Here is a 24,071-nt window from a genome sequence, read left to right as displayed (position 1 = left end):
AGACGTGCTCCCATTACAGAAGCTCCGTCGTCTCTTCCAAGATCTGCCTGATCGCTACTTTTTCTTGCTTGGTAATGTGCTCGTAGCCTTCGTATTCAGAATCTGGATCCAGGATATTCCTTAATTCAGAAGCAAGGTATTCGAGCGCTTCAGCAGGCAGCTGTTGAAAGGCATCCGAGTAGACCATGTAACTGAAAGGGATCTCAAACAAACGTCCCGCCAAACGAAGATCGTAGAGCGAACGCCCTTTACTATCTTTAGGTCCATTCCCATCGAAGTATCGTGCATAGGGAGAATTCTTAATCGAGATACGTGGTAGCTCGGCTTCGTCTTTAAAAAACATATAGCGTAGCAACTTGTCACCCACGGATTTAATTTGCCGTTTAGTGGAGTCAGACAGACGTTCGGTCCGCCCCAGTAATTCATCAAACTTACGCTGACTATAGAGAGCGGTCTGAGTTTGCAGTGACAAGTGAGCCAAAAGACGATGAAGCTCTGATTGATGCTCGAGAATGAGCATAGGCACCAGATCGCTCCCCTCGCCCGGATAATCAATATCGCGAATATCTGACAGATCGAATACACGCCCTTCGTCCGCACCGCGATCGGTTTCATTGAAGATGAGATTGCCGCGATTGGTATCTTTGGTTCCGGTTATAAACCATCCGCCATGTCGATCTTCCAAAGGGGTCGTATGATCTACCACGGTAGTTCCGGCCTTGAAGATGGGTTGCCCTTCGCTGTCGGGGAAAACCGAGCGCACTAATGGCGCTGGAATATCGCGAGTAAAGGAGCCCCCATGACAGCGCAAACAACGATGCGTCTCATGAAGCAGCTCAGGCTTAGTGCCTGCACCAGAGATGGAGTAGAAATTATTCCCTGTGGTCGGACTGGAGGCACTGACTTCCAGAAAATCACCTCCGGGCACCCAACCTACATAGATATCTTTGTTGAAATAAATAGCCCGTGGGTTTTCCGGCCGAATTTTGCCAGTTTGAAAACTCGTCTTTGAATAAACCAGCACCTGCGACTCAGCTGGTATATCGAAGGTCTTAAGAAAGTCTTCCAGAAATCCGGATTGGCCTTTGTATTGCCAGCCTTCTGCTCCGCTCTCAAAAAACTTGGCCACCTCATCCACAAGAGGCGCGTCATAGTAATTAATCGGCTGCGATTCGTAGATTGGTCCCGCAAAGAGCACGGACTGCATCAATAGAACTAGAACAACAAGTAGGCGCATGAGGTATAAAAACTGGATAAATCAAAGGCGTTAGGCATTTCCTTCAAGCCGAATTGTGCTTTTAGGAACGCTTTCAAGTTTACGGATAAAACCCATGGGGTCTTTGATTTGAATCAAGGAGCCTTGCGATTAGTGCCCTCTAACTGGTTCAAAGCCCGGGTAATCACTCGGACCACGTATTTTCCCTTCGCATAGAGCTCTTCTCGAGGCTCTAAGGCTGCGTGCATAGCCGCCAGCGCTGGACGAGCCTGATCATCCATTTCGTCGAGCACGATAGCAGCATGCAGACGCTCCCATTGCTCACCGTTCTTTAATTCCTTTGCGAGCACAGGTAGAGCGCTCTTTTCCTGCCCCATCCTTCCTAGCGCACGGGCAGCTGCAATGCGTACCACCGAAGAATCATCTTTCAGCGCCTTTTTCATTAAAGAAGCTTTTGAGGATGCGGGTTTGCCAATGTTGCCAATACCTACAGCTCCCCAATAACGCACCGCAGCATCTTTATCCTTCATGGCTTCAACCAAATCTGGTAGCGCCTGCTCGCCGCTGGATGCAGCCGCGGCCGCATCAGCGACACGATTGGACAAAGTCGTATCCTTGGTTTCACGCAAAATCGCGTAGCGACTGCCGTATTCCTTTTCCCGTTCGACCAGGATCGGCTCAGCAAGCAAGCCGGTATCCTTAGTGTCCTTCACCCACTTCAGATGGGCTTTACGCATACGGGTCAATACCGACTCGTAGCGAGGATCATCGGCCAGATTTTCCATTTCATGCGGATCAACCCGAGTATCGTAGAGTTCCTCTACCGGTTTGGTAGGCGAAAAGAAATACTCGGCAGCTAGGGGGAGCGTTCCCGCTTCATGTCCCTTGCGAAGATCGGCCATCGTAGCCCCTTTCTCCGGCGTATTCATATACTGATAGAAAGTCTTTAATGGCTCGTAGTTTCGGATGTATTTGAAGTTGTGATCCCGAGCCATGCGAATGATGTCATAACGCTCATCCATACGATCACGGGCACCATAGACATAATCTCTGGGCTTCGTTGGATTATTTCCTAAAAATGGTTTTCCCTGCATCACATCTGGAACCGCTACGCCGGCCAGGTTCAAAACCGTGGGTCCAAAGTCAATGGAACTCACTAAGCGATCGATCACTGTCGATGGAGTCCCCTGCCCTCCAACGCGATATTTTTCCGGAATACGAACGATGAGCGGGATATGGGTACCCGAGTCGTAAAGCCAACGCTTAGCTCGTGGGAGCCCGACTCCATGATCCGTCCAATACATGATGATGGTGTCTTCGTAGAGACCATCTTCCTTAAGCTGATCCATGAGGTCACCAGCCCAGGCATCCATCGCGGTAATGAGCTCATAGTTGCGTTTCCAATCCTCACGTGCTGCGGGGGTTTCAGGATAATAGGGAGGAAATGTAGTCAGTTCGTAAGCGTCCTGACGTTGATCAGGAGTGAGATCCTTGGTGACTTCCTTGTATTTAGCTTCTCCAGCAATACCACTCTCGTGGCAGCCCGTAAAATTGAAGACCGCGAAAAAGGGCTGGTCTTTGTCTTTCCGGTTACGCCAGTGCGCACGGCTATTCGATTCATCCCAGGCATCTTTTGGGGTATCAAACTGGTAGTCTTGTTTGGAGTTGTTGGTAGTGTAATAACCAGCCTGACGCAGATAGGTAGGAAAAGGAACGATATCGTCCGGCATCATCGAAGGTGACCGCATATGCTGCGTACCAATCGAGGTCTGGTACATCCCCGTAATGATTCCACTGCGACAGGGAGCACAAACACCAGCTGTCGTAAATACATGCGTATAGCGCATACCTTCAGTTGCTAGCTTGTCGATTCGGGGCGTAATGGCATGCGGGTCTCCGTAACAACCAAAGTGAGCATTAATGTCCTCCGCACTGATCCAAATAATATTGGGGCGATCCGCCGCGCTCAGCAGCGACGACAGTGAAAGAAAAACCAGAGAAAGGGTAAGTAGCTGTTTCATAGTAATTAGGGTAGAATCTATAGTCCAATGGAGCCTTCATTCTGATACAAGTTCCAAAAAGCATAAGGAATCGTCCTCGTCCTCTTACTTACTTTACTAGAGATGGGTGAATACGCCACACGTTTTAAAGGACGAGGAGGAGGACGAGGACGATTTCGTGAGGTGTACTTTACTCTTTTAACTTTTCATTTATTGAGCCTACTCTCCCTCTATGAATCGCGGAACTCACGATAGTCTGGCAGACAGCAGGAACGACGAAATTTTAATCAGCGTCAATGGGGAGCTTTTCCCAAGGGATGAAGCTAAAATCTCTGTCTTCGATAGTGGCTACCTGGTGGGTGATGGCGTCTGGGAAGGCCTCCGACTGCACGAAGGAGTATTTGTATTTCTTGAGGAGCATTTAAACAGGCTCTTTGCAGGAGCCAAGATGTGTTTTCTCGATATCGGCAAAACGAAAGAGGAACTCACCCATTTGCTCCACGAAGTCATAGAGGCCAATAAGATGGATGACGGCATTCATGTGCGCCTGATGATCACACGAGGAAATAAGATAACGCCATCACAGGATCCAAGGCTCACGGTTTCACCTCCAAACATCGTTATCATTCCAGAGCACAAGACGGCGAATCCCGAAGTAAGCAAACAAGGCGTTCGGCTATTCACTTCAGCGATACGTCGCGGTTCCCCCGACTACCTTGATCCGCGATTGAATTGCCACAGCAAGCTTCACGAAGTCATTGCCTTGAGCCAGGCTCTCAAAGCAGGCGCAGACGAAGCTCTGATGCTCGACATCAATGGATTCGTTTCCACCTGCAACGCCACGAATTTTTTCATCGTGCGAAATAACGAGGTATGGACCTCAACCGGCAACTATTGCATGAATGGAATTACACGGAGCAAAGTCATTCAGGTCTGCAAAGAAAAAGGCATACCCATAAAGGAAAGAGATTTTTCCCTACACGATGTCTACAGTGCCGAGGAAGTCTTTGTCACAGGTACCTTCGGCGGTCTCACTCCAGTCACGGATGTGGATGGTCAAACCATAGAATCCGAATCGACTCCCGGCCCAATGACCCAAACGCTTTCTCTGCTGTATAAAGAGTGTATTCAGAATTACGTACAATCTGTAAAAGGATGACCACAACGACTCCCATACGCATTTCACTCTGGTCCGGACCGCGCAATGTATCCACCGCGCTCATGTATGCCTTTGCTCAACGCAATGACACACAGGTATTCGATGAACCTCTTTACGCTCACTACCTTTCCAAAACCGATGCGGATAGCTTTCATCCGGGAGCTACAGATATTCTTCAAGCTCAGGAGAATGACGGCACTAAGGTCGTCCATAATTTGCTCCTGGGTGAATCAGAATCTCCCGTCGTTTTTTTTAAAAACATGGCCCACCATTTGGTGAAGCTCGATTGGGATTTCTTGAAACACCTTTCCAACGTACTACTCATCCGGGATCCGCGGGACATGTTGCACTCCTACTCAAGAACAATTGAAGATTTCGACATCAAAGACACCGGCTATCCTCAGTTAAAAGAAGTTTGCGAAAAACTCCTTGAGAACGGAAAGGAACCTTTCGTGATTGATTCCTGTATTCTACTGGAAGATCCAGAAAAGGAGCTATCGCTGCTTTGCGAGTTCATCGGGATCGACTTCGACTCCCAAATGCTGTCCTGGGAGGTCGGCCCCAAAGCATTTGAAGGCGTTTGGGCACCTCATTGGTATGATAACATTCATCGATCTTCCTCATTTAAGCCCTATAAACCTAAGAAGGAACCTTTCCCAGAAAGGCTGGGTCCTCTGCTTGAACGCTGCCAGCCTTACTACGATTACTTGATGCAATTCGCCAGAAAGTGATTCGAAATCGATCGTCGACCTATTGGATCTTCCTCTTGTTCCGGTTCTGCTTCGAAGCCTGGTCTTTTTTTCATCGCTTCGCTTGTATATGTGTCACTACGTTCGGTAGTCGCTTCGCTCGGAACTCTTCCTCTAAAAGCGTATTCAACACAGCGCTTGTTGGTGTCGATACGCTCGAAACGGCGATAGCGCCCTACTATTCTCAGATATCAGTAGCCACGGTGGAGACACCGTGGATGGAGTTCGGTAAGTTCGCATTTCAACAGTAACTCCAACCAAATCTGCACGAGAATTCTCTCAGTTTCAAAAAAACAGGCTGGAAGCCTATTCTACTGTATTGGCAGCTGCGGTGAAAACACGGAGGAAAGTACAGAATTCACCTTGAGCTTTGAATGGGATAAGCCTTCACTCGCATTTAATACTATTCAATCCAACTATTTACCCAACTTCGTGTCCTCTAGTTTCCAAGATCAGGTCATTATCGTAACCGGCTCTACACGCGGCATCGGCCGTGGCATTGCCGAACTCCTTCTGGAACGAGGAGCCACCGTCGCGCTTCATGGCCGAGATCTGGATCAAGTCACGCAGTTGTGTTCTGAGCTCAATCCCGATCGTGCGCTCCCCTTCGCTGCCGACCTTTCTCAACCAGAACAGGCAGGAGAGCTGATACAAGCCGTCGTATCGGCTGCAGACAAATTGGATGGCCTGGTCAATAATGCAGGGGCAGGACGCGCTGTCGCCTTCCGAGGCATCAAGCTCGAGGATTGGCGTGCCACTCAGCAATTGAATTTAGAATCTGCCTTTGTCGCCTGCCAGGAAGCCTACAAGGTCATGCGGAAGGCCTGTTCTGGCAGCATCGTCAATATGGGCTCTCTCGCCGCGCACGGTCCGGGGCGTATGATGGGCGCAGACTACGCAGCCTCCAAGGCCGGCATCGTTAGTTTGACTCGCAGTTTTGCTCTGGAAGCCGCCCGTTTTGGAATTCGCTGCAATGCCGTATCTCCCGGGATTGTTGAAACCGAAATGTCTGAAGGTCTAACAGCCGAGAACGTGGCCAAGCTCGGCATTCCGCTCAATCGCCTGGCTACTCCGAATGATGTAGCTAAAGTCACCGCCTTTCTCTTATCAGACGACGCATCTTATTTAACCGGCCAAGTCATCCATGTGGATGGCGGCCAATTTATGTATGGCTGAAGAAAACAACAATCGCCGACGCGTCGTTGTGTCTGGCATGGGCATCGCTTCCTCGTTGGGAATCGACGAATCAACTGTCTGGGACAATCTGCTAAAAGGGAATACCGGTATCGGTCCTCTCAGAGCAATCGATACCACCGATTACAAAGTGGGTATAGGTGCAGAAGTTCCAGAAGGACTGGTTGAAGATAAACTCAAAGGCCTCAAACGACGTCCGATTGATCGGACCTTGGATTTGGGAATCGTGGCTTCACACACCGCTTTGATTCAAGCCGGTCTCCTTGAAGAAGAAGGCCCTTACGAAAACCAACAGGAAGTATCTGTCATTTTTGGGACCGGAGAAGGAAGCGCTCAAAGTCACCACACAGCCTTCAGCGCCTTTTTTGAAAAAGGCCCACGAGGATTACGCCCCACGACCGTTCCACGCTGCATGTATAACGCAGTATCGGCGGGGATTTCTCTGCAATTCAAACTGACCGGAACCAATTACATGGTGGTCTCCGCCTGCACCTCAGCAACCAATGCGATTGGAACAGCCTTTCGTATGATTCGGGATGGCTATGCCGACCGTGTGCTTTGTGGCGGATCCGATGGATTCTTTGACCCTTTCTTCTTTGGAGTCTGGAACAACATTCCAGCCCTTTCACGCATTGAAGATCCGAAGCAGGCTTGCCGCCCCTTTGCAGAAGACCGGGCGGGCACCGTTTTAGGTGAAGGCGCTGGAGCCTTGGTTCTAGAAGCACGGGATCTTGCCCTGGAGCGAGGCGCAAGTATCCGTGGAGAGATCTTAGGCTACGGGGAATCTTCAGATGCCACTCACTTGACGAGCCCCAATGCGGAGGGTCAGGCCAAAGCCATGCGTATGGCACTCAATGAAGCTGGAGTTAATCCGTCGGAACTCAGCCATATCAATGCCCACGGAACAGCCACTAACAGCAACGATGCCTGCGAGAGCAAGTCTATTGGCATGGTTTTGGGCGATTCAACAGACCGAGTGCCAGTGGTAGCCAACAAAAGCTTTTTCGGGCATACCCTGGGCGCATCAGGTGCACTTGAAACCATCGTTACGCTGATGGCACTGGAACAAGAAACCATTCCACCCAATTTAAATCTCGATAAAACGGACCCGGAATGTTCGGTCAACCTGGCCGGTCCTACTCCGACCAGCATCTCTAAAGGACCTGCCATGAAAAACAGTTTTGGATTTGGCGGAGGCAACGGAGTCCTTATAATCGGCCCCAAAAATTAAGTATTTATATGAGCGATTCAGAAAAAGAAGCTACCATCATTGGTAAACTAAAAGGCATCATGGAAGACACGGCGACGGAAGAGCGTGATCTGACTGACTTCGGTCGAAGTACTACTATCGAATCCCTGGGCCTTGACTCACTCACCATTTTGGACCTGCTCTACGATATCGAGCAAGAGACCGGAATCGAACTAGCAGCCAAAGATGTGGTCACCGTCACCAACATCGGTGAGATAACTGACCTGCTCGTCGAGAAAGGCGCTTGATCCGGCCTGATACTTTTGGCGTTTCTCAAACATATACGGCATTGCATCGAATTCGGACTCGCTCGAGTCCTGCTCTTCTTCTTCGACTACCTACCCATAAGTTTCACTCGTGGATTGGCTAGAGGAGCTGCCACGCTCTGGTGGTGGGTGGATGCAAGACGAAGAAAGGTAGCCGTCCAGAATATACTAAGAAGTGGAGTCGAAACCGACCCGGCCAAGGCCAGGAAGATCGCTAAGACTTCCATACAAACTTTCAGTATCCTCGTACTCGAATCACTCAAGTCATCAAACATTCTCGAGGACGACACCTGGCGCGACTACATCACACTAAAGATCGAACCCGATGTCATGGAGGTTCTGAAAAACCCAGACCAAGGCCTGATCCTTGCGGCTGGCCACTTCGGCAATTGGGAAATCGCAGCTCACCTGATCTCACAATTCAAACCGGTAGCTGGAATTACGCGTCCCATGAACAATCCACTCATGGAGAAACTCATCAAAAGTCGAAAAGGACGCTACCGCTTTCGCCCCATCCCTAAACGGGAAAGCAACCCTGGCAGGTTAATCGAAGTCTTGGACGATAAGGAAATTCTGGCACTTCTATTTGACCAACATGCCGGGAAACAAGGAGTCATGGTCGACTTCTTTGGTCACCCCGCTTCTACCCACAAGACCATTGCCATGATGCACCTGGTAACGAAGACCCCCGTAGTCTACGCCCATTGCATTCGAACCGGCCCCATGCAATTTGAAATCAAAACCTCCACCTTGATTCAGCAAGCACTTAGCGGGAACAAACAGGAAGATGTCATGGCCATTCTTAATCGCCTGAATAAAGAGCTAGAGAACAGTATACGCCAGGCTCCCGAACAATACCTGTGGGCACACCGGAGGTGGAGGGACGAGTAATCAGTCCAATAGCTGATTCGCATACCTTCCTCTTCCTCTTCCTCTTCCTCTTCCTCTAAAACCGTATTCAATTCGGCGCTTGTTGGTAACCCACAAGTAGCGACGGTGGTTCACAACCAAAGGGAAAAGGCCTAACAACACCGTCGAATATTCAAGAGGCTCAGACAACCCATCCACGGTGTATCCACCGCGGCTACTTTTTGCCTGGAGCTATTTGGGCAAAAGCCCCTAATAAAACTCCAATGCCTTCCGATACTCGGCCATCGCGTCTTCTTCCAATACGCCCGAGTGACGTGCAATTTCATCCTCCACGCGCTTCACTAAGTAATCCACTTCAGTAGGCTTTGGGTTTAGGGGCTTACCTTGGACCTTGAAATGCTTGGGCGCGCTATGGGCAAAGCGAGAGCGGCCTTCCTCAATCACTCGAACGGCAAACCAGCTCGTATTACTGAGCGGGAAACTTTTTTCGAATGAGCCATCTCTTCCTATATCGATGAAGGGTGTCACTTCGCCATTTTGAATCACCTCTACAGTTCCATGTTTAGAACTAGAAGTCTCATAACGTCCTGAAACAACCACCGAAGAGCCATTCCACTCAAAGCGACTTTCCAACATGGGCCCGGTGGTCACGAAGCTATTGCCTTCGGTCAGTCCTTGCAGCCATTTGTCATAACTAAATTCACCGGCCACCTTCACGTAGACCCGTCCATACCCCAAAGGAACTGGATGCACCCCGGAAGCAGTTCCCGCTGTCGGCTTCATATCAAACCCACAATTGAGTAAGGCGTAGTAGTTTTTAAAACCGAAATTAATCCAGCCATCTTCAGTGAATCCCCCTTCCTCCATTTCGATGTCCATGTATTCACCTGCATATTCCGAATACCAGTTCTTAAACTGAAACTGAGTACGCCAGATATGATTATTGGTAAGTTCAAATAAGCCGACCTTCATCACCGGCACCAACATCATTGACCAAGGCCAGTTGTGCTTATCGAGTTCGAGAATCCCTCCTTGTCGTCTTGCCTCTTCAGCCACAGGAGTCGCTGGAGGAACCGCCAGTTCAAACGCCTCTTTGTGATTTAAAATAAACACTGCGCCCAGGGGATGACGGGTGCCGCTTACAGTGAAGATTTCATACTCCGTGTTCACTGGCCATATGACATGAGTGGAATCCACTTTCATCAACTCTGGGGCTGGAATGGAATCTGGGTTCTTTATACTCTCGGCCGGAGTGCTTTGAGTGTCGGTTACCCAGGCAGTCAGCGGAAATGCCACATTAAGATCCTCAACCAACATCAGAGTCGGAAGTTCCTCAACCGTTCTATGAACATGAGTTTCACCACTATACCAACCACGTTCGGCCATATTAATCCATCGCTTGAGCCTCAGAGAAACAACCAACGGCTCGCCAGGTTCTACGGTAATAGTTTTAGAAACCGAACAGTATTCTTTACCACGCTCAGCGGTAAGGGTGTATTCACCAGGTACTAAATCCACGACAAAGGAATGGGGCGAAAGGCTTGTATGAACTTCGACACTCCCATTCGGTCGAATCTTGGAATAGGGAACTGCGTCTCCATTCCTATTTCTCGATTTTGCGTGAAAAAACTCACCCACCGCAGATTCGATGTACAATCGAGCGGGTAACATTTCACGCGTATCAGCGTCTACAATACGTCCTCGTACAGAAACCGTTTCCTGTGCCTGCAGGCAACAGAACAAACCATAGAACGAGAAAGTAGCGAACCAGGGGAATCTTCGCTTCATAAAAGCAATGTATGAAAATTCGCATTCCAAATGCGATACTAAAATAGAGTAGCACAGGCATCCTTGCCTGTGTTTTACCAACGACGTCTGGATAGAGTCCTAAAACTTCGCACCGCCATGCAAGTTCAATTACATTTAGATACTTTTCCAGCGGTACCATTTCAATACACAGGCAAGATGCCTGTGCTACCTTACTTCTTCACATCCATTAAATTGGGCAAATTCTTCAAGGGCCTTTTCCAAAGCAGAATCAAAGGCCGTTTGATCCTTCAAATGTGATTCATAATGCAACTGTTGGACCATCAAGGTCTTTGTCTTCCGGTCCGCTTTCATATCAATGCGGGCGACCAATTCGCTTCCCCAGAAAATTGGACATACGAAATAGCCGAATACACGCTTAGCTGCTGGCACGTAACATTCGATCGTGTATTCAAAATCAAAAAGCAACTTCATCCTTTCACGCTGAATCACCATATTATCAAAAGGAGACAGGATGCGGATCTGCTTGGAAACCCGAAGCTTCGATAATTGATTCAGAGTATCTGGCAGCGCGTAATAAACCTCATCTGGAATCCCTCTTACCTTCAAAGAAATGACCTCATCAGCCTCAAGCATATCTTGGATCACAAAATGGATAGTTTTTCGGTCTGCCAACTGAAGGTGCTTATTAATTTCTGACTCACGAGCTAATCCCATGGCAGTCAACGTTCGTCGGATCTGGTGTCTCGCACAGTCCTCAGGATCAGGCATCGAAAGATCCAGACCCTCCGGCAGTACCCGTTCGGTCAGATCAAAGACTCGTTGGAAATTTCGCCGAGAGGAGATCATGAGATCACCTTGGCTATACAAAATATCCAGGGCCAATTTGGCCGGCTTCAATGGTCCCCATCCTCCAGAGCTCTTCTTTCCATCATGGTCAAAATCCTTCGAAGAAAGCGGACCTTCCTTACGAATACGTTTCATGACATTTTTAATGTGAGTTTTAGCCAATTCGAAACGCTTTCGCTGCCACTTATTAGTCGGTGGCTTTCGCTCATCCTCCATCTTGGGGAGGTAGTATCGATAGTCCTCAATCGGCATATAGGCGACTGCATGTGCCCATTGTTCGAATACAGATCTATCTTTAGCCAATAGATCATTTAAATAATCCGTCTGGTAACTCTCCTGCCTGGACCAAAAAACATGGTGATGCGCCCGTTCAATCACCGAGATGGTATCGATTTGAACATAGCCCAGGTGCTTCACCGTTTTTAAGGCCGCCTGCCTACCTCGACCTTTACCATTACCGTTAAGAGAGCTGGCGATGGCTAGGCGACGAGCCTGAGCTTTGGTAATAGATTCCATCGCTTAATTAAAGTAGCACAGGCATCTTGCCTGTGTTTTTTCAAAGACACTCAACACAATTAAACGGTTCGATTCAATCTGTGACCATCGAGGAGCAATAAACAGGCGAGACGCCTGTTCTACTCTAACCCTCAAACTCAACTCCACTCCAGAACTCATAATCCATCTCCTTGTCATCATATTTCTCCATCAGCCGCTTTAACTCACTTTGCAGGTGTTTCAAGGTCTCAGCATACTCCTTATCCTCGATCAGATTATTCATCTCGTAGGGATCATTCTCCAGGTCATAAAGCTCATCGTAAAACGGTTCTTTGTAGTAGTGGATGTATTTCCAGCGATCGTTGCGAACCGCTTTCCACCAACAGGCTTGGCCAGGTAGATCGGTTTCCGACCAGAATTCAAAGAGCAAGGCCTCACGGGGTTCTTCCAATTGTCCGCCTTGAAACACGGGCAAGAAATCCTGCCCCTGCATGTCCTCCGGAACCGGGACGCCTGCCAATCTTAAAAAGGTCGGAGCCACATCTATATTTAGCACGCCTACCTCTGATCGAGTTCCCGCTTTGATCAAAGGCGGGTAACGAACCAGAAACGGCACACGAATCGATTCTTCATAGGCCAATCGCTTTTCGGTGAGTCCATGTTCTCCAAAGAAGAAACCATTGTCTCCCAAAAAGATAATCATGGTCTCATCCAATATGCCTTCCTCCTCCAGAGCCCGGTAGATCTCTCCCACTCCGTCGTCGATATCCACGGTCATGCGAGCAATGTTGCGAATGTCTTCATCCGTAGGCGGACGTTGAGCGAAGCCTTTGAGAGAAGGTTGAACCTCAAAACCAGGTTGTGCACTCAATCTACGTTGGATGGGTTGATCTTTGTAAAGCTCACGATTCCGCTCGGCAGCGAGTAAATCCTCATCGCCGTAACTGGTGTGCACGGATCGATGCCACAGTGAGATACTGAAGGCTTCGTCTTTGTTTTCACGAATGAAGCGAACTGCTTCCATCGAATCAATATCCGTGGCATGCCCCATATACTGAATCCACTCACCATCCACATTGACAGAGGGATTCATTTTATAATCCCGATTCACGCCCGAGCAAAACCACCGATCAAAGCCCGGATGCACCGATTTGTCTCCATTGCGACCCGTGGTCCATTTTCCAATAAACGCAGTTTTGTAACCAGCTTCCTGCAACAGCATCGGATAAGTTCTCAAAAGCTTGGTATGTCCCTTAGGAGCCTGGTTTTTATAACTCCCATTCGTATGGGCATACTGCCCTGTCATCAGACTCCCACGACTGGGACCACAGAGAGGTGTCACAACAAAGGCGTTGTCCATTAGCATACCCTCACGAGCCAAACGATCGATATGAGGGGTTTCGACAAAGGGGTGACCAGTAATGCCAAGGCCATCCCAACGAAGCTCATCGATAAAAATGACGATCATATTGGGGCGATCGTCTGCGAGAGCGTAATGACCACAGGTGAATGCCAGGATTAGGAACCAAGTATGAGAAGCGATTTTTCGAAACATAGGGGTAGTATTTTTTTTTAAACCGCAGATCTACACAGATTCACACAAATTTTCAAACACCAGAATGGAAGTATTCATGAATCTTTCTCTTCCTCCTACTCTTTCTCTTCCTCGAAAACACCCAGGTGAGACGTTTGTGCTACCTTATCTTCTTCCGCGTCTACCGTAGCCGCGACTTCTTCCCTTTTTCTTAGGTGCCCCGTCCTTTCCGGATCGAAGCAGGGAGATTTGGTCACGCAACAATGCAGCACGCTCAAATTCCAGACTATCGGCCGCCTCAAGCATTTCCTGCTCCATTTCCGCAATGACCTGTTTGCGTTCATCCCCACCCAATGCTTCTGCGACCAGCCCGGTATCTTCCTCTTTGGTTTGGTAAACCAAACTGGATTGCACAGGACGCACCACACTTTTGGGGGTGATGCCATGTTCCTCGTTGTAGGCTTCCTGTTTATCTCGTCGATAGGCCGTTACTGCGATCGTCTTCTTTAGAGAATCGTTCAGCTTATCGGCATAGAGCAATACCCGGCCCTTTTCATGACGGGCAGCCCGGCCAGCCGTTTGAACCAGACTGGTGAAGTTTCTCAAAAAGCCTTCTTTGTCTGCATCTAGAATCGCGACCAACGCTACCTCGGGTAAATCCAGTCCCTCGCGTAATAGGTTCACGCCAACCAGAACATCAAAATCTCCCGCACGCAGTCTGCGAAGGATTTCCACACGCTCAATCGCATCAATATCACTGTGCAGGTATTCTACACGGATTTCAGCCTCTCTAAGAAAGGTCGTCAGATCTTCGGACATGCGCTTGGTCAAGGTTGTCACGAGCACCCGTTCTTCCTGATCAACTGCATTCTTAATCTCCCCGATCAAATGCTCCACCTGCCCTTTGGTTGGTAGTATTTCCATCGTCGGATCCAACAGTCCGGTGGGCCGAATTATCTGTTCAGCGACTACCGCCGAATTTTCCATCTCGAAGGGTCGTGGTGTCGCGGAGACAAACATCACTTGCTTGGCCAACTCCATGAATTCCTCAATATTCATCGGGCGATTATCCAACGCAGAGGGTAAACGAAATCCATGCTCAACCAGGGTAGTTTTCCGAGAACGATCTCCCTGATACATTCCACCAATCTGTGGGAGCGTCGCGTGACTCTCGTCCAACATGATCAGCAGGTCATCCGGAAAGAAATCAATTAGACAGAAAGGTCGTTCTCCGGGCTTCCTACCACTGAACCAGCGAGAATAATTTTCAATTCCACTGCAAAACCCAAGTTCTTGTAATTGCTCCAGGTCGTAGTCGGTTCGCATGCGGACACGTTGCGCCTCCAGAAGCAGCCCACGAGATTCGAAGTAAGCAACCCGTTCTTCCAACTCCTGTTTAATACCGTCAATGGATCCCTCAACTTTTCCTTTGGTCGTCAGGTATTGATTGGCCGGGCACAAATCAAAGTGATTGAGCGAAGCCCCTGTGTCACCCGTCAAGGGATCTAGCTCCTTGATGCTATCGATCTCATCCCCCCAGAACTCAACACGAATGGATGTCTCCATGTAGGCTGGAAAGATATCCACTACATCGCCACGCACACGAAAATTCCCTCGAGACAAGTCTACGTCATTTCGATTATACTGAATGTCTACCAGGCGATGCAGGAGTGGATCACGCCCGATGTCTGAACCAATGCGCAATGGAATCATGAGCTCCTGATAATCTTCAGGTGATCCCAGGCCATAAATGCAAGACACACTGGCTACCACCAACACATCCCTCCGACTGATCAACGAGCTAGTCGCAGCAATCCGCAGGCGCTCGATCTCGTCGTTAATGGAGGAATCTTTCTCGATATAGGTATCAGTTGCCGGCACATAGGCCTCCGGCTGATAATAGTCGTAGTAGCTGACAAAGTACTCGACGGCATTGTCCGGGAAAAAGTTTTTAAACTCCGAGTAGAGCTGAGCCGCCAAGGTCTTATTATGCGACATGATGAGCGTCGGCCGCTGAATCTGCTCAATCACATTGGCCATCGTAAAGGTCTTCCCCGATCCCGTAACGCCCAACAAAGTCTGAAAACGGTTCCCGTCCTGAATCGACTTCACCAACTGATCGATTGCCTCTGGTTGGTCTCCACGAGGGGTGTATTCAGCTGCTAACTTAAACTTTTCGGAGGATGACATTTTTAACCCACGGAAGGCACTGATTTACACTGATACTGAGGAAGCGGAGTAATAAATGAACAACCAAATGCGCAGATGATACAATTTAGATACGCTCCTATAATTTATTCAGAGCAATTCACGAAGTTATAGATCAGTGCTTATCAGTGTTATCAGTGGTTTATTCAATTCCTTGTATAGTTCTCATCCTTCAGACGAAGACGTGTCATTATTAAAGATGTCTTTATCCAACTGCCCTTCCCACTTTCCAACGATCGTGGTTACCATGGCATCACCGGTGATATTGACGGAGGTTCTCAGCATATCGAGTAAGCGATCAATACCCCAAATGATGGCGATCGCATCGACTGGAAGGCCGATTTGTATAAGCACAATGGAAAGCATGATGAGTCCGGCACTGGGAACACCAGCCGTCCCGACTGAGGCCAGCGTGGCCGTTACAATCACGGTCATCAGATTTCCAAAGGTCAGGTCAATACCGTAGGCTTGAGCAATAAAGATGGTGGCAACTCCCTGCATGACAGCCGTGCCATCCATATTAATGGTGGCACCCAGTGGAACCGTAAACGAGGCAATTGAGTTATTCACTCCCAAATCCTTTTCCGCTGTTTCCAGAGTCACTGGAATCGTGGCATTGCTACTCGCAGTACTGAAGGCAAAGATCTGTGCTTCGCGCATCTTTTTCAGGAAGGTAAAAGGACTCAACCCAGTCAGGAATTTTAGTAGTAAAGGATAGGTCAATGAGGCGTGAATGAGCAGTACACCGACTACGAGGAAGAAATACTTAGCCAGCGGCCAAATCGCATCAAAGCCCTGAGTAGCGAAAGTACGGCTAACCAAACAAAAGACCCCATAAGGAGCCAGCTCGATCAGAATGAGAACCAGCTTCATCACCACCTCATTCAAATCCTTAAATATGGAAAGCACGCGTTGCCCTTTTTTCCCCGACATCGTCAGCGCGATCCCGAAGAGCACAGCGAATACAATGATCTGGAGCATATTGCCCTGAGCCATCGCTTGGAAGGGATTGCTGGGAAACAAATTAATAATCACCTCTTTGAGTGGAGGCGCTTTGGCAGGCGTGAAAGTGACTACTGATTCATCCTCGGCATTGTCCTCGAGCTGAAACGGCGGCACGACTTGCAATTGATTAGTCGCCACCTCATTGATCACCGCTTTTACCGCAACCAGTTCACTTTCCAGATCGTCGACTTGCAGCTCAACCGCAGATCTTACGGGCGCTTTCTTTTCGATGAACTTATCCGGATCGATCCCTTTACCAGGATTAACAATCAAGGAACAACACAGGGCCAAAGTAATGGCGACCGCTGTTGTAAACAGGTACAATCCGACCGCCTTAATTCCGACAGTCCCTACCCTTCGTGCATCGTCCAAGGCAGCCGTTCCGCAAATCAGCGATACCAGCACCAAGGGAACCACCAGCATCTTGAGCGCATTAATAAAGATGGTGCCGATGATGGCGAACAGCCCTTCCACCAGGTAGTTCTCCACCATAACATTCCCAGAGAGAAACGCATTGATAAGACTACCAAGAGCAATACCGGTAAACATCCCAATGAGGATTTTGGCAGTTAGACTAAGTTTCTTTTTATCGAACATAGAGGCGAGATTGATATGAAAGCTAAGGAGTTAACCACGAATGGACACCAATGAACACGAATAATTTGGAAAATCGGAATTCTTTTCTGTGTTAATCTGAGTGGATCTGCGTTTAAAAAGATGACTGAATTTCTCAAACTCAAATCCCAAGAAATTCTCCAGGATAAGATCGGGTGACTCAGCCTTTAACGCCTCTGCTGGATGGGTCGTGGAAAGTGCGATTGCTTTCATACCGCCTGCTTTAGCAGCTTGAAGTCCCGCATAGGCATCTTCGAAAACGGCACAGTTTCCAACCTCGAGACCAAGCTTGGAGGCACCAGTTAGAAAGACCTCGGGGTTTGGTTTCCCTTGGGTCACATCTTCCGCACAGACTATGGCTTGAAAGTAAGGACCAAACCCGACCATCTCGAGAATCGTCTCGACGTTCTTTCTCGGGGTCGACGAACCAACCGCGCAGCCAATACCTACTGCATTTAAATTTTGAAGGAACGCCTCAATTCCAGGAATACGGTCGACTCCCTTCTCGGCTACAATCTCCCGGTAAAGTGCTTCCTTCCGATTTCCCAGACGCTCGATCTCTTCAGAATCATTCGTCCATCCGAGAATCTCAGGAATGATCACTTGATTCTTACGACCAAACCCTTTTTTGAAATGCCCTTCTGGCAGTGGTTTCCCTACTTCGTCGCCCAGTAGGTCCCAGCTCTCTTCATGAGCCTTCGAAGAATCAATCACTACCCCATCCCAATCGAACAATGCACCTAGTTTCATTCCAACGAACGATTGGTCACCGAATTGGCAGGTCAACGTGAAAAGCCATCGATATACTTTTTGCCGAGCTGGTGCTCAGCGTTCCCAGGATACCAGTATCTATATGTAGGAAGGTAGCTTGCTGACGATTATTTACAGTAGACAAAGCAAAAGTCTAAGCTTTGTTCTGCAGAAAACCCTTAGTGCTTCGCGCCGTCTTTGAGTAGCTCTGGGAATTTTGCCTGGAAACGTTTCAGACGCGGAACGGAGACTCCACGAATATATGGATGGTTGGGGTGCTTTCTCTCGTAATCCTGATGGTAGTCTTCGCCAAGCCAGAATTTGCGGAAGGGATACACCTCAGCAGCCACCTTATTCCCACCGAGAGCCTTGTTTATCGCGGCGATCTTTTCCTCAATGATCTGCTTCTGTTCCTCATTCTGATAAAAGAGAATGGATCGATACTGAGAACCACGATCCGGACCCTGGCCATTGACCTGAGTCACGTTTTGAGAGCCAAAATAAACATCCACCAGCTGACTGAAACTGACCACTTCAGGGTCGTAGATAATCTCTACCGCTTCGGCATGTCCCGTGCGCCCCGTGTTACTGGATTCGTAAGTGGGGTTTTTCGTGTGTCCACCGCTATAGCCGGAAATGGATTCATCCACTCCTCGCACACTTTCGTAAACCGCTTCCACACACCAGAAACAACCACTGGCAAAATAAGCCCGGGCTTTTCCATTCTTATCAAGTGGCACTTCAATCGGATCCAGCTCCGTCTGCGGAACAATACTGGAATCGGCCGTCGTTTGATTCACGGGCTGACAAGCGGCCTGCAAGCTAAACAAGGATACGCAAAGAATAAAAAAGAGATATGGTTTCATAAATAAACTGAGCTGAAATTATGAGTATATAGGTTGAGACGTAGAACCCGGCTTGTCATTCCAAAATATTTTGAAACAACAAAATCTATATTTGTTCCTTTTCAAAGTGCTTCACCCTTGCTCTCCAGGTCCTACAAGCTCACATTGAATTAGTATCCGAGCGCGCCTCAACTTCATCCTATAACACCGGGAATTTGGAAGCCCATCCAGCTTTCTTGTCCCTCATTACAGAAAGGCGCCGTACATGCGTACTGCACTCATTGCTATTCTCTCCTTGGTCGGACTTCTAGGTTCTGCCCTTATTATCGCCAAACCTTGGGTGACCATCCGTCACGCCAAACCTATCATTGTAAAAGGCTATGCCGAAAAATTAGTCCACGCCGATGCTGGCAGCTTGATGGCTTTGGTCACCGCCACCGGACCCACCAATGCAGAAGCCTATGAAAAGGCAGGAGAGAAACTGCAAAAGGTAATCGCGGTTACTCACACAAACCTGGTCAACCAGGTCGAGATCGTCGAATTACAAACCTCCGTTCGCGAAATCCTTAAAACCAACGAGAAAGGACAGAAGATGAATGTCATCGATTACTATGCAGCCACTCGCAAGATTCGTATCAATACGGTCGATGTAGAAGCCCTTCAAAAACTGGGACGCGCGCTTTACGATCTTAATTCCGAAGGTATTCGAATCACTCTGGCGGGTCCTGACTTCTTTGTATCCAATCTAGATCCAATTAAACTCGACCTTGTTGAAAGCGCGACCACCAATGGCAAACAGCGGGCCAAGCTCATGGCCAAAAGTTCCGGCGAAACCCTTGGAGCCCTTACCTCCGCCCAGCAAGGAGTCATTCAAATCACCAAAAAGAATTCCAGCGCCACCTCCAGCTACGGCATCTACGAAACGGAGACGATCGAGAAGGTGGTTAAGATGGTCGTGACCCTGGAGTATGAGATCGGAGGGTAGAATTTTATAAAGTAACAACCAATAGACACGAATGTACACGAACATTAGGATCAGGAATAAAATTAGCTTAAGTTGTTTGGTTGTTATTGGTGTCAATTGTCCGGCCTTCTCATTTTATTCGTGAAGTGTCCATTGGCGGTGTGTCGAAAGCTCGGTAGTGGTTAATGCCTTTTCTAAAATACTGCTCCAACCATAAACACTGACTAGGTGACCAAATATAATCTTTAAGACGATATAGGAAATTCGGAAACTGCAAAAAAACCTTAACACTTGTAAGGACGGCTCGGAATCTGCTGAGTAGAGACTATGTCTCGATCTTCGTCTCCACCTACACTCATCCTGGGAGCAATGCCGTCGGAAGTACGGCTCATAAACGAGCGGCTGACCCGCCGCAGTGAGGGTAAGCTAGAGTGCTTCCCCTACTACCAAGGGAAGATTGGGAAGCAGAAAGTCGTAGTCGCCGTCACAGGCGTCGGTGTCACGAACGGAGCAATGGTTGCCGCCCTGTTCATCCATCACTTCCAACCGACCGAATTGATCGTCTCAGGCACCGGATCTCTCTTCAACCCGCGTATCCGAACCGGCGATACTCTTATTTCAAAAAAGACGATTCACCACGCGGCCGGCACACTGACTGCCAAGGGCATGATCTACCGTAAGGTTCGTGGGCCGCTACCCAACCAGATGACCCACTGGGCCTACCCACCCGATCCTAAACTTTTCAAATTAGCCAAAGCAGCGGTCAAAAGCTACGAGCCCGAGTCCGTCACCGTTGATGGCAAAACTTACACGCCTTCTGTATTTCCCGGTGTGGTTTCGGCCAGCGATCTATTTGGTGTGTCCCAGGCCAAGATCAACGACATGCGCAAGAAGCTGAATCCAGACATTATGGAAATGGAGAGCGCGGCGATCGCCCAGGTCTGCCATCAGCTAGGCACACCACACGTCGTATTTCGCGCCGGAAGCAATCGCACCCAGGTGAATCCTGGAGACGCCTATCGAAAAGTCGGACAAACCGCAGCCTCGGCAGCCGCACGCTGGACCATTCACTTTGTAAACTACCTCGGAGAACTTCGCTCGGCTAAATGAAGCTCTTCACTCGAGGAGATTGGGAGGGTTTCTTTGCCGCCTTCATTAATAACCTGGTACAGCTGCTCATCCTGGCTCCGCTTTGTATGGTGGTGCTTGGATTCTCACCCAAGCTCATCTTCGGCACTATCCTTCCGGGCGTAGCGATCTCGTTCCTGGTTGGGAATCTTTTTTACGCCTGGCAGGCGTTGAAATTGGCTCAAAAGGAAGGACGCGATGACGTGTGTGCCCTGCCCTACGGAATCAGCACACCGGGCCTGTTTGCCCATATCTTCCTCGTCATGCTACCGGCCAAGCTCCTGGCCATTGAACAAGGACTTCCCGATCCGGAGCGCGTGGCCTGGCAAGCAGGACTGGTCGCCACCTTTGCAGGCGGACTGGTTGAGTTCTCCATGTCATTCTTTGCCGCTCGTATCCGGAGCATCACTCCTCGAGCAGCCATGCTGGCCACACTCGGTGGGGTTGGACTTGGATTTCTGGGGCTCGGGTTTTTGTTTCAATCCTTTGCCTCACCCATTGTTGGCATGACGACCATCGCCCTCGTCTTCCTCGCCTACTTCGGAAAAGTTCAATTCATAGGAAGACTACCGGCCACTTTCATTGTCCTGGTGGTAGGGACTGCTCTTTGTTGGCTGACTGGACTGGCACCAGTCGTCAATTCCGATGTATCACCTTGGGCAGAGGTCGGTTTCCATTTTCCCAAGGCCGTGTTACTGGATCTGATACCAGCCCTGGCGGAAGGTCATATTCTCCCTTACCTGTCGGTCATCATTCCTATCAGCTTTCTGGGGGTGCTCGCTTCCCTGCAAAATATTGAGTCAGCGGCAGCGGCCGGAGACGACTATCCGGTACGACCGAGCTTGATCACCAATGGTCTTGGAACCATTGCAGCGTCATTTTGTGGATCCCCATTTCCCACCTCGATCTACATCGGCCATCCCGCCTGGAAATCACTCGGCGCTCGAGCGGGTTACTCCGTTCTCAATGGAGTTTTTCTGACCCTGGTTTGCCTGACTGGCACCATGTCGGTTTTGACCTGGGCGATTCCTGCTGAAGCGGGTCTGGCGATCATACTCTGGATCGGCATCATCATAACAAGTCAGGCTTTTGAAGTCACCGATCGGAAACATATGGTTGCCGTTGTGATGGGGTTGATGCCCGGATTGGCCGCCTGGACGATGTTGGTGATAAAGGCATCGATGAATTCCGTATCGGCAGTCGTTGAAAAAGGGCCGGCCATCACCGAAGTCATTCTGAATCAAACGCGCAGCTCTGGAGCATTCATCGGAGGTGGCTTTGCTCTCGAACAGGGGTTTCTTTACTCGGCCATGATCTGGGCGGCCATAGTGGTCTATATCGTAGATCGCGAATTTAAGCGGGCCGCATTCTGGAGCCTGACAGGAGCCGTCCTCTCCATTCTAGGCCTCATGCATTCCTACCAATTAACTGGGAATGATTCCATTATCCATCTTCCACTTATTCAGTTGCTTTCAGGAGACGCTCCAGAGTTATCCACTTTGTTCCCTGCCTGGGAGTATGCCGTCGGTTACTCACTGGTCAGTTTTATTCTGCTCCTGACTCCTTGGCTAACAAGGGCGGAACTTCAGGCAGATCAATGAAACAGAGTCGCTGAATCCCAGTTGAAGGTATTTTTCTATAACTGAACATTATTTTTTACCAATAACGTAACCACTGCCGAATAAATGACACCCCGACAATGGACACTACCGAGCAACGCGACACCCCTCCAATGAACACGAATGAAAACGGGAATACAGGTATGCGAGGGCTTAAGGAATTCGTGTCTATTCGTGTCCATTCGTGGTTAATTTCTATCCTCTAAGTTTCCTCAATGACTGAACCCGAACCCACCAAGAACGCCGCTCCCAGAACAATCCTATTTGGACTGAATGATGTGCTACCGGCACCGAAGGCATTCCTCGCTGCCATGCAGCAGGTGCTTGCCATGTTCGTTGGAACTATCACGCCCCCCACCATCGTGGCATCCGCTTTGGAGATGCCGTTTGAGCAGAAGGCTTATTTAATTAGTATGTCTCTGCTTTGCAGCGGGCTCGGAACACTGGTGCAAGTCGCTGCGTTTGGACGAATCGGCTCGGGACTCCTTTCAATGACTGGAACCAGCTTCGCCTTTGTCACTCCGCTGATTCACGCAGGCGAGATAGGTGGACTGCCGTTGATGTTTGGTATGGCTCTGCTCTTGTCACCGGTCGAAGTCATCCTGGCTATCTTTTTACCCAAACTGAAAAAGATCATCACACCGTTGGTCACAGGTATAGTGGTACTGCTCATCGGGCTCTTGCTGATACCAACGACCATTTACGGTCTGATTCCATCTGATGGCAGTTCCTTCCACCCAATCACCAATTTAGCCATCGCAGCTGGCGTGTTATTGGTCGTCTTGGGCTTCAGCTCTATTCAAATTCCATGGGCCCGTATGTCAGCGGCGTTATTGGCTCTGCTTTCTGGATACCTCATTTGCATGTTCCTGGGCCTGGTTCAAATCCCTGAAACACACTCCAGCTGGATTGCGATACCCGTTCCCTTCAAATACGGCCTAGCCTTTGATTGGACGCTCATCCTGCCTTTCGCATTTATTTACATGGTCACGACCATTGAGAGTGTGGGTGACTTTACCGCCTGTTCAGAAATCTCAGGAGAACCCACCAGTGGCCCGCTCTATTGGAAACGCATTCGTGGGGGAGTTATGGCCGACGGGATCAACAGCGCGGTGGCGGCGTGCCTGAATTGTTTCCCTAATACCACTTTTTCCCAAAACAATGGTATCATCCAACTCACGGGTATCGCCTCCCGTCAGGTAGGATTTTACGCAGGCGGTATACTCATCTTTTTTGGGTTAGTACCTGGGATAGGCAATTGGCTAGCCAGCGTGCCCCCTCCGGTCATGAGCGGATTAACCATTCTACTATTTGGACTCATCGCTACCGCAGGGATCCGCATCCTGGTTCGCACTCCACTCGACAACCGAAGCATAACCATCCTCGCCGTTTCCTTAGGGGTAGGTGTCATTGTCGGATTTGATTCCAATGTGCTGGCCCCATTGCCCGATGCAGTGGAACGAATTTTCTCTTCTGGAATCACCAGCGGCGGTGTGACCGCGATTGTCTTAAACGCTGTTTTGACAAAACCGAAATAAATGGGCATCTACAAAACAGAATATAAACAACGAAGCTTCCTCCCTTCAACA

At 49.2% G+C, this 24,071-nt stretch carries 19 protein-coding genes; 10 read left to right on the top strand and 9 right to left on the bottom strand.

The window, feature by feature from the left end:
- Nucleotides 1-13: 13 nt before the first annotated feature.
- Together GA003_08035 and GA003_08030 are read right to left on the bottom strand one after the other, a co-directional pair.
- Nucleotides 14-1,237 (bottom strand): hypothetical protein, encoded by a 1,224-nt coding sequence (locus GA003_08035; protein ID QXD29898.1) that lies wholly within the window; start codon nucleotides 1,235-1,237, stop codon nucleotides 14-16.
- Between the two features lie 113 nt (nucleotides 1,238-1,350).
- Nucleotides 1,351-3,237: a sulfatase-like hydrolase/transferase gene (locus GA003_08030; protein ID QXD29897.1), complete on the bottom strand. Its 1,887-nt coding sequence runs from the start codon at nucleotides 3,235-3,237 to the stop codon at nucleotides 1,351-1,353.
- 211 nt (nucleotides 3,238-3,448) lie between these two features.
- On the opposite strand from GA003_08030, the gene GA003_08025 reads away from it, so the two are divergent.
- The 6 genes from GA003_08025 (at nucleotide 3,449) to GA003_08000 (ending at nucleotide 8,724) form a co-directional block, all read left to right on the top strand.
- Nucleotides 3,449-4,375 (top strand): aminotransferase class IV, encoded by a 927-nt coding sequence (locus GA003_08025; protein QXD29896.1) that lies wholly within the window; start codon nucleotides 3,449-3,451, stop codon nucleotides 4,373-4,375.
- On the top strand, nucleotides 4,372-5,106 hold the full coding sequence (locus GA003_08020; GenBank protein ID QXD29895.1) for a sulfotransferase family protein: 735 nt from the start codon (nucleotides 4,372-4,374) through the stop codon (nucleotides 5,104-5,106). The genes GA003_08025 and GA003_08020 overlap by 4 nt, the downstream gene beginning before the upstream one ends.
- 450 nt (nucleotides 5,107-5,556) lie before the next feature.
- The gene (locus GA003_08015) at nucleotides 5,557-6,300 is read left to right on the top strand and encodes an SDR family oxidoreductase (protein QXD29894.1); all 744 of its coding nucleotides are present in this window, start codon (nucleotides 5,557-5,559) and stop codon (nucleotides 6,298-6,300) included.
- Entirely contained in the window at nucleotides 6,293-7,549 is a 1,257-nt protein-coding gene (locus tag GA003_08010) for a beta-ketoacyl-[acyl-carrier-protein] synthase family protein (GenBank protein ID QXD29893.1), read from the top strand. Before GA003_08015 ends, GA003_08010 begins: the two co-directional genes overlap by 8 nt.
- A gap of 8 nt (nucleotides 7,550-7,557) precedes the next feature.
- Nucleotides 7,558-7,815: an acyl carrier protein gene (locus GA003_08005; protein QXD29892.1), complete on the top strand. Its 258-nt coding sequence runs from the start codon at nucleotides 7,558-7,560 to the stop codon at nucleotides 7,813-7,815.
- 15 nt (nucleotides 7,816-7,830) lie between these two features.
- Complete coding sequence (locus GA003_08000; GenBank protein ID QXD29891.1) at nucleotides 7,831-8,724, top strand: hypothetical protein; 894 nt, start codon at nucleotides 7,831-7,833, stop codon at nucleotides 8,722-8,724.
- 228 nt (nucleotides 8,725-8,952) lie between these two features.
- Here GA003_08000 and GA003_07995 read toward each other — a convergent pair whose 3' ends face one another.
- From GA003_07995 to msrA, 7 genes are all read right to left on the bottom strand, one after another.
- On the bottom strand, nucleotides 8,953-10,491 hold the full coding sequence (locus GA003_07995) for a hypothetical protein (GenBank protein QXD29890.1): 1,539 nt from the start codon (nucleotides 10,489-10,491) through the stop codon (nucleotides 8,953-8,955).
- 186 nt (nucleotides 10,492-10,677) lie between these two features.
- Nucleotides 10,678-11,835, bottom strand: coding sequence for a winged helix DNA-binding domain-containing protein (locus GA003_07990; GenBank protein QXD29889.1), 1,158 nt, complete (start codon nucleotides 11,833-11,835; stop codon nucleotides 10,678-10,680).
- Nucleotides 11,836-11,959: 124 nt separating this feature from the next.
- Nucleotides 11,960-13,369 carry a sulfatase-like hydrolase/transferase gene (locus tag GA003_07985; GenBank protein QXD29888.1) on the bottom strand — a complete coding sequence of 470 codons (1,410 nt, stop codon included), beginning with the start codon at nucleotides 13,367-13,369 and terminating at the stop codon, nucleotides 11,960-11,962.
- Between the two features lie 144 nt (nucleotides 13,370-13,513).
- A complete protein-coding gene (gene uvrB / locus GA003_07980; GenBank protein ID QXD29887.1) occupies nucleotides 13,514-15,538 on the bottom strand; it encodes an excinuclease ABC subunit UvrB in 2,025 nt (674 codons plus the stop codon).
- Between the two features lie 183 nt (nucleotides 15,539-15,721).
- A complete protein-coding gene (locus GA003_07975) occupies nucleotides 15,722-17,158 on the bottom strand; it encodes a dicarboxylate/amino acid:cation symporter (protein ID QXD29886.1) in 1,437 nt (478 codons plus the stop codon).
- Between the two features lie 30 nt (nucleotides 17,159-17,188).
- Nucleotides 17,189-17,926 carry an HAD family phosphatase gene (locus tag GA003_07970; protein ID QXD29885.1) on the bottom strand — a complete coding sequence of 246 codons (738 nt, stop codon included), beginning with the start codon at nucleotides 17,924-17,926 and terminating at the stop codon, nucleotides 17,189-17,191.
- Nucleotides 17,927-18,105: 179 nt separating this feature from the next.
- Nucleotides 18,106-18,792 (bottom strand): peptide-methionine (S)-S-oxide reductase MsrA, encoded by a 687-nt coding sequence (gene msrA / locus GA003_07965; protein ID QXD29884.1) that lies wholly within the window; start codon nucleotides 18,790-18,792, stop codon nucleotides 18,106-18,108.
- Nucleotides 18,793-19,036: 244 nt separating this feature from the next.
- Between msrA and GA003_07960 the strand changes: the two genes are divergently transcribed.
- The 4 genes from GA003_07960 (at nucleotide 19,037) to GA003_07945 (ending at nucleotide 24,020) form a co-directional block, all read left to right on the top strand.
- Nucleotides 19,037-19,756, top strand: coding sequence for an SIMPL domain-containing protein (locus GA003_07960; GenBank protein ID QXD29883.1), 720 nt, complete (start codon nucleotides 19,037-19,039; stop codon nucleotides 19,754-19,756).
- 306 nt (nucleotides 19,757-20,062) lie between these two features.
- A complete protein-coding gene (gene mtnN, locus GA003_07955; GenBank protein ID QXD29882.1) occupies nucleotides 20,063-20,845 on the top strand; it encodes a 5'-methylthioadenosine/S-adenosylhomocysteine nucleosidase in 783 nt (260 codons plus the stop codon).
- Nucleotides 20,842-22,464 (top strand): NCS2 family permease, encoded by a 1,623-nt coding sequence (locus GA003_07950; GenBank protein ID QXD29881.1) that lies wholly within the window; start codon nucleotides 20,842-20,844, stop codon nucleotides 22,462-22,464. The genes mtnN and GA003_07950 overlap by 4 nt, the downstream gene beginning before the upstream one ends.
- Nucleotides 22,465-22,697: 233 nt before the next feature.
- Complete coding sequence (locus tag GA003_07945; GenBank protein ID QXD29880.1) at nucleotides 22,698-24,020, top strand: uracil-xanthine permease family protein; 1,323 nt, start codon at nucleotides 22,698-22,700, stop codon at nucleotides 24,018-24,020.
- Nucleotides 24,021-24,071 lie beyond the last annotated feature (51 nt).

This window comes from Opitutia bacterium ISCC 52 (assembly GCA_014529675.2).
GTDB lineage: Bacteria > Verrucomicrobiota > Verrucomicrobiia > Opitutales > UBA2995 > UBA2995.
Note: the sequence above shows the minus strand (reverse complement) of the source record. Positions and strands in the feature narration are given on the sequence as shown.

Bases quoted from the DNA above. Each gene is read 5' to 3' on its own strand.
- GA003_08035 (QXD29898.1), bottom strand. From the start codon at position 1,237: ATGCGCCTACTTGTTGTTCTAGTTCTATTGATGCAGTCCGTGCTCTTT.
- GA003_08030 (QXD29897.1), bottom strand. From the start codon at position 3,237: ATGAAACAGCTACTTACCCTTTCTCTGGTTTTTCTTTCACTGTCGTCG.
- GA003_08025 (QXD29896.1), top strand. From the start codon at position 3,449: ATGAATCGCGGAACTCACGATAGTCTGGCAGACAGCAGGAACGACGAA.
- GA003_08020 (QXD29895.1), top strand. From the start codon at position 4,372: ATGACCACAACGACTCCCATACGCATTTCACTCTGGTCCGGACCGCGC.
- GA003_08010 (QXD29893.1), top strand. From the start codon at position 6,293: ATGGCTGAAGAAAACAACAATCGCCGACGCGTCGTTGTGTCTGGCATG.
- GA003_08005 (QXD29892.1), top strand. From the start codon at position 7,558: ATGAGCGATTCAGAAAAAGAAGCTACCATCATTGGTAAACTAAAAGGC.
- GA003_07995 (QXD29890.1), bottom strand. From the start codon at position 10,491: ATGAAGCGAAGATTCCCCTGGTTCGCTACTTTCTCGTTCTATGGTTTG.
- GA003_07990 (QXD29889.1), bottom strand. From the start codon at position 11,835: ATGGAATCTATTACCAAAGCTCAGGCTCGTCGCCTAGCCATCGCCAGC.
- GA003_07985 (QXD29888.1), bottom strand. From the start codon at position 13,369: ATGTTTCGAAAAATCGCTTCTCATACTTGGTTCCTAATCCTGGCATTC.
- uvrB (QXD29887.1), bottom strand. From the start codon at position 15,538: ATGTCATCCTCCGAAAAGTTTAAGTTAGCAGCTGAATACACCCCTCGT.
- GA003_07975 (QXD29886.1), bottom strand. From the start codon at position 17,158: ATGTTCGATAAAAAGAAACTTAGTCTAACTGCCAAAATCCTCATTGGG.
- GA003_07970 (QXD29885.1), bottom strand. From the start codon at position 17,926: ATGAAACTAGGTGCATTGTTCGATTGGGATGGGGTAGTGATTGATTCT.
- msrA (QXD29884.1), bottom strand. From the start codon at position 18,792: ATGAAACCATATCTCTTTTTTATTCTTTGCGTATCCTTGTTTAGCTTG.
- GA003_07960 (QXD29883.1), top strand. From the start codon at position 19,037: ATGCGTACTGCACTCATTGCTATTCTCTCCTTGGTCGGACTTCTAGGT.
- mtnN (QXD29882.1), top strand. From the start codon at position 20,063: ATGTCTCGATCTTCGTCTCCACCTACACTCATCCTGGGAGCAATGCCG.
- GA003_07950 (QXD29881.1), top strand. From the start codon at position 20,842: ATGAAGCTCTTCACTCGAGGAGATTGGGAGGGTTTCTTTGCCGCCTTC.
- GA003_07945 (QXD29880.1), top strand. From the start codon at position 22,698: ATGACTGAACCCGAACCCACCAAGAACGCCGCTCCCAGAACAATCCTA.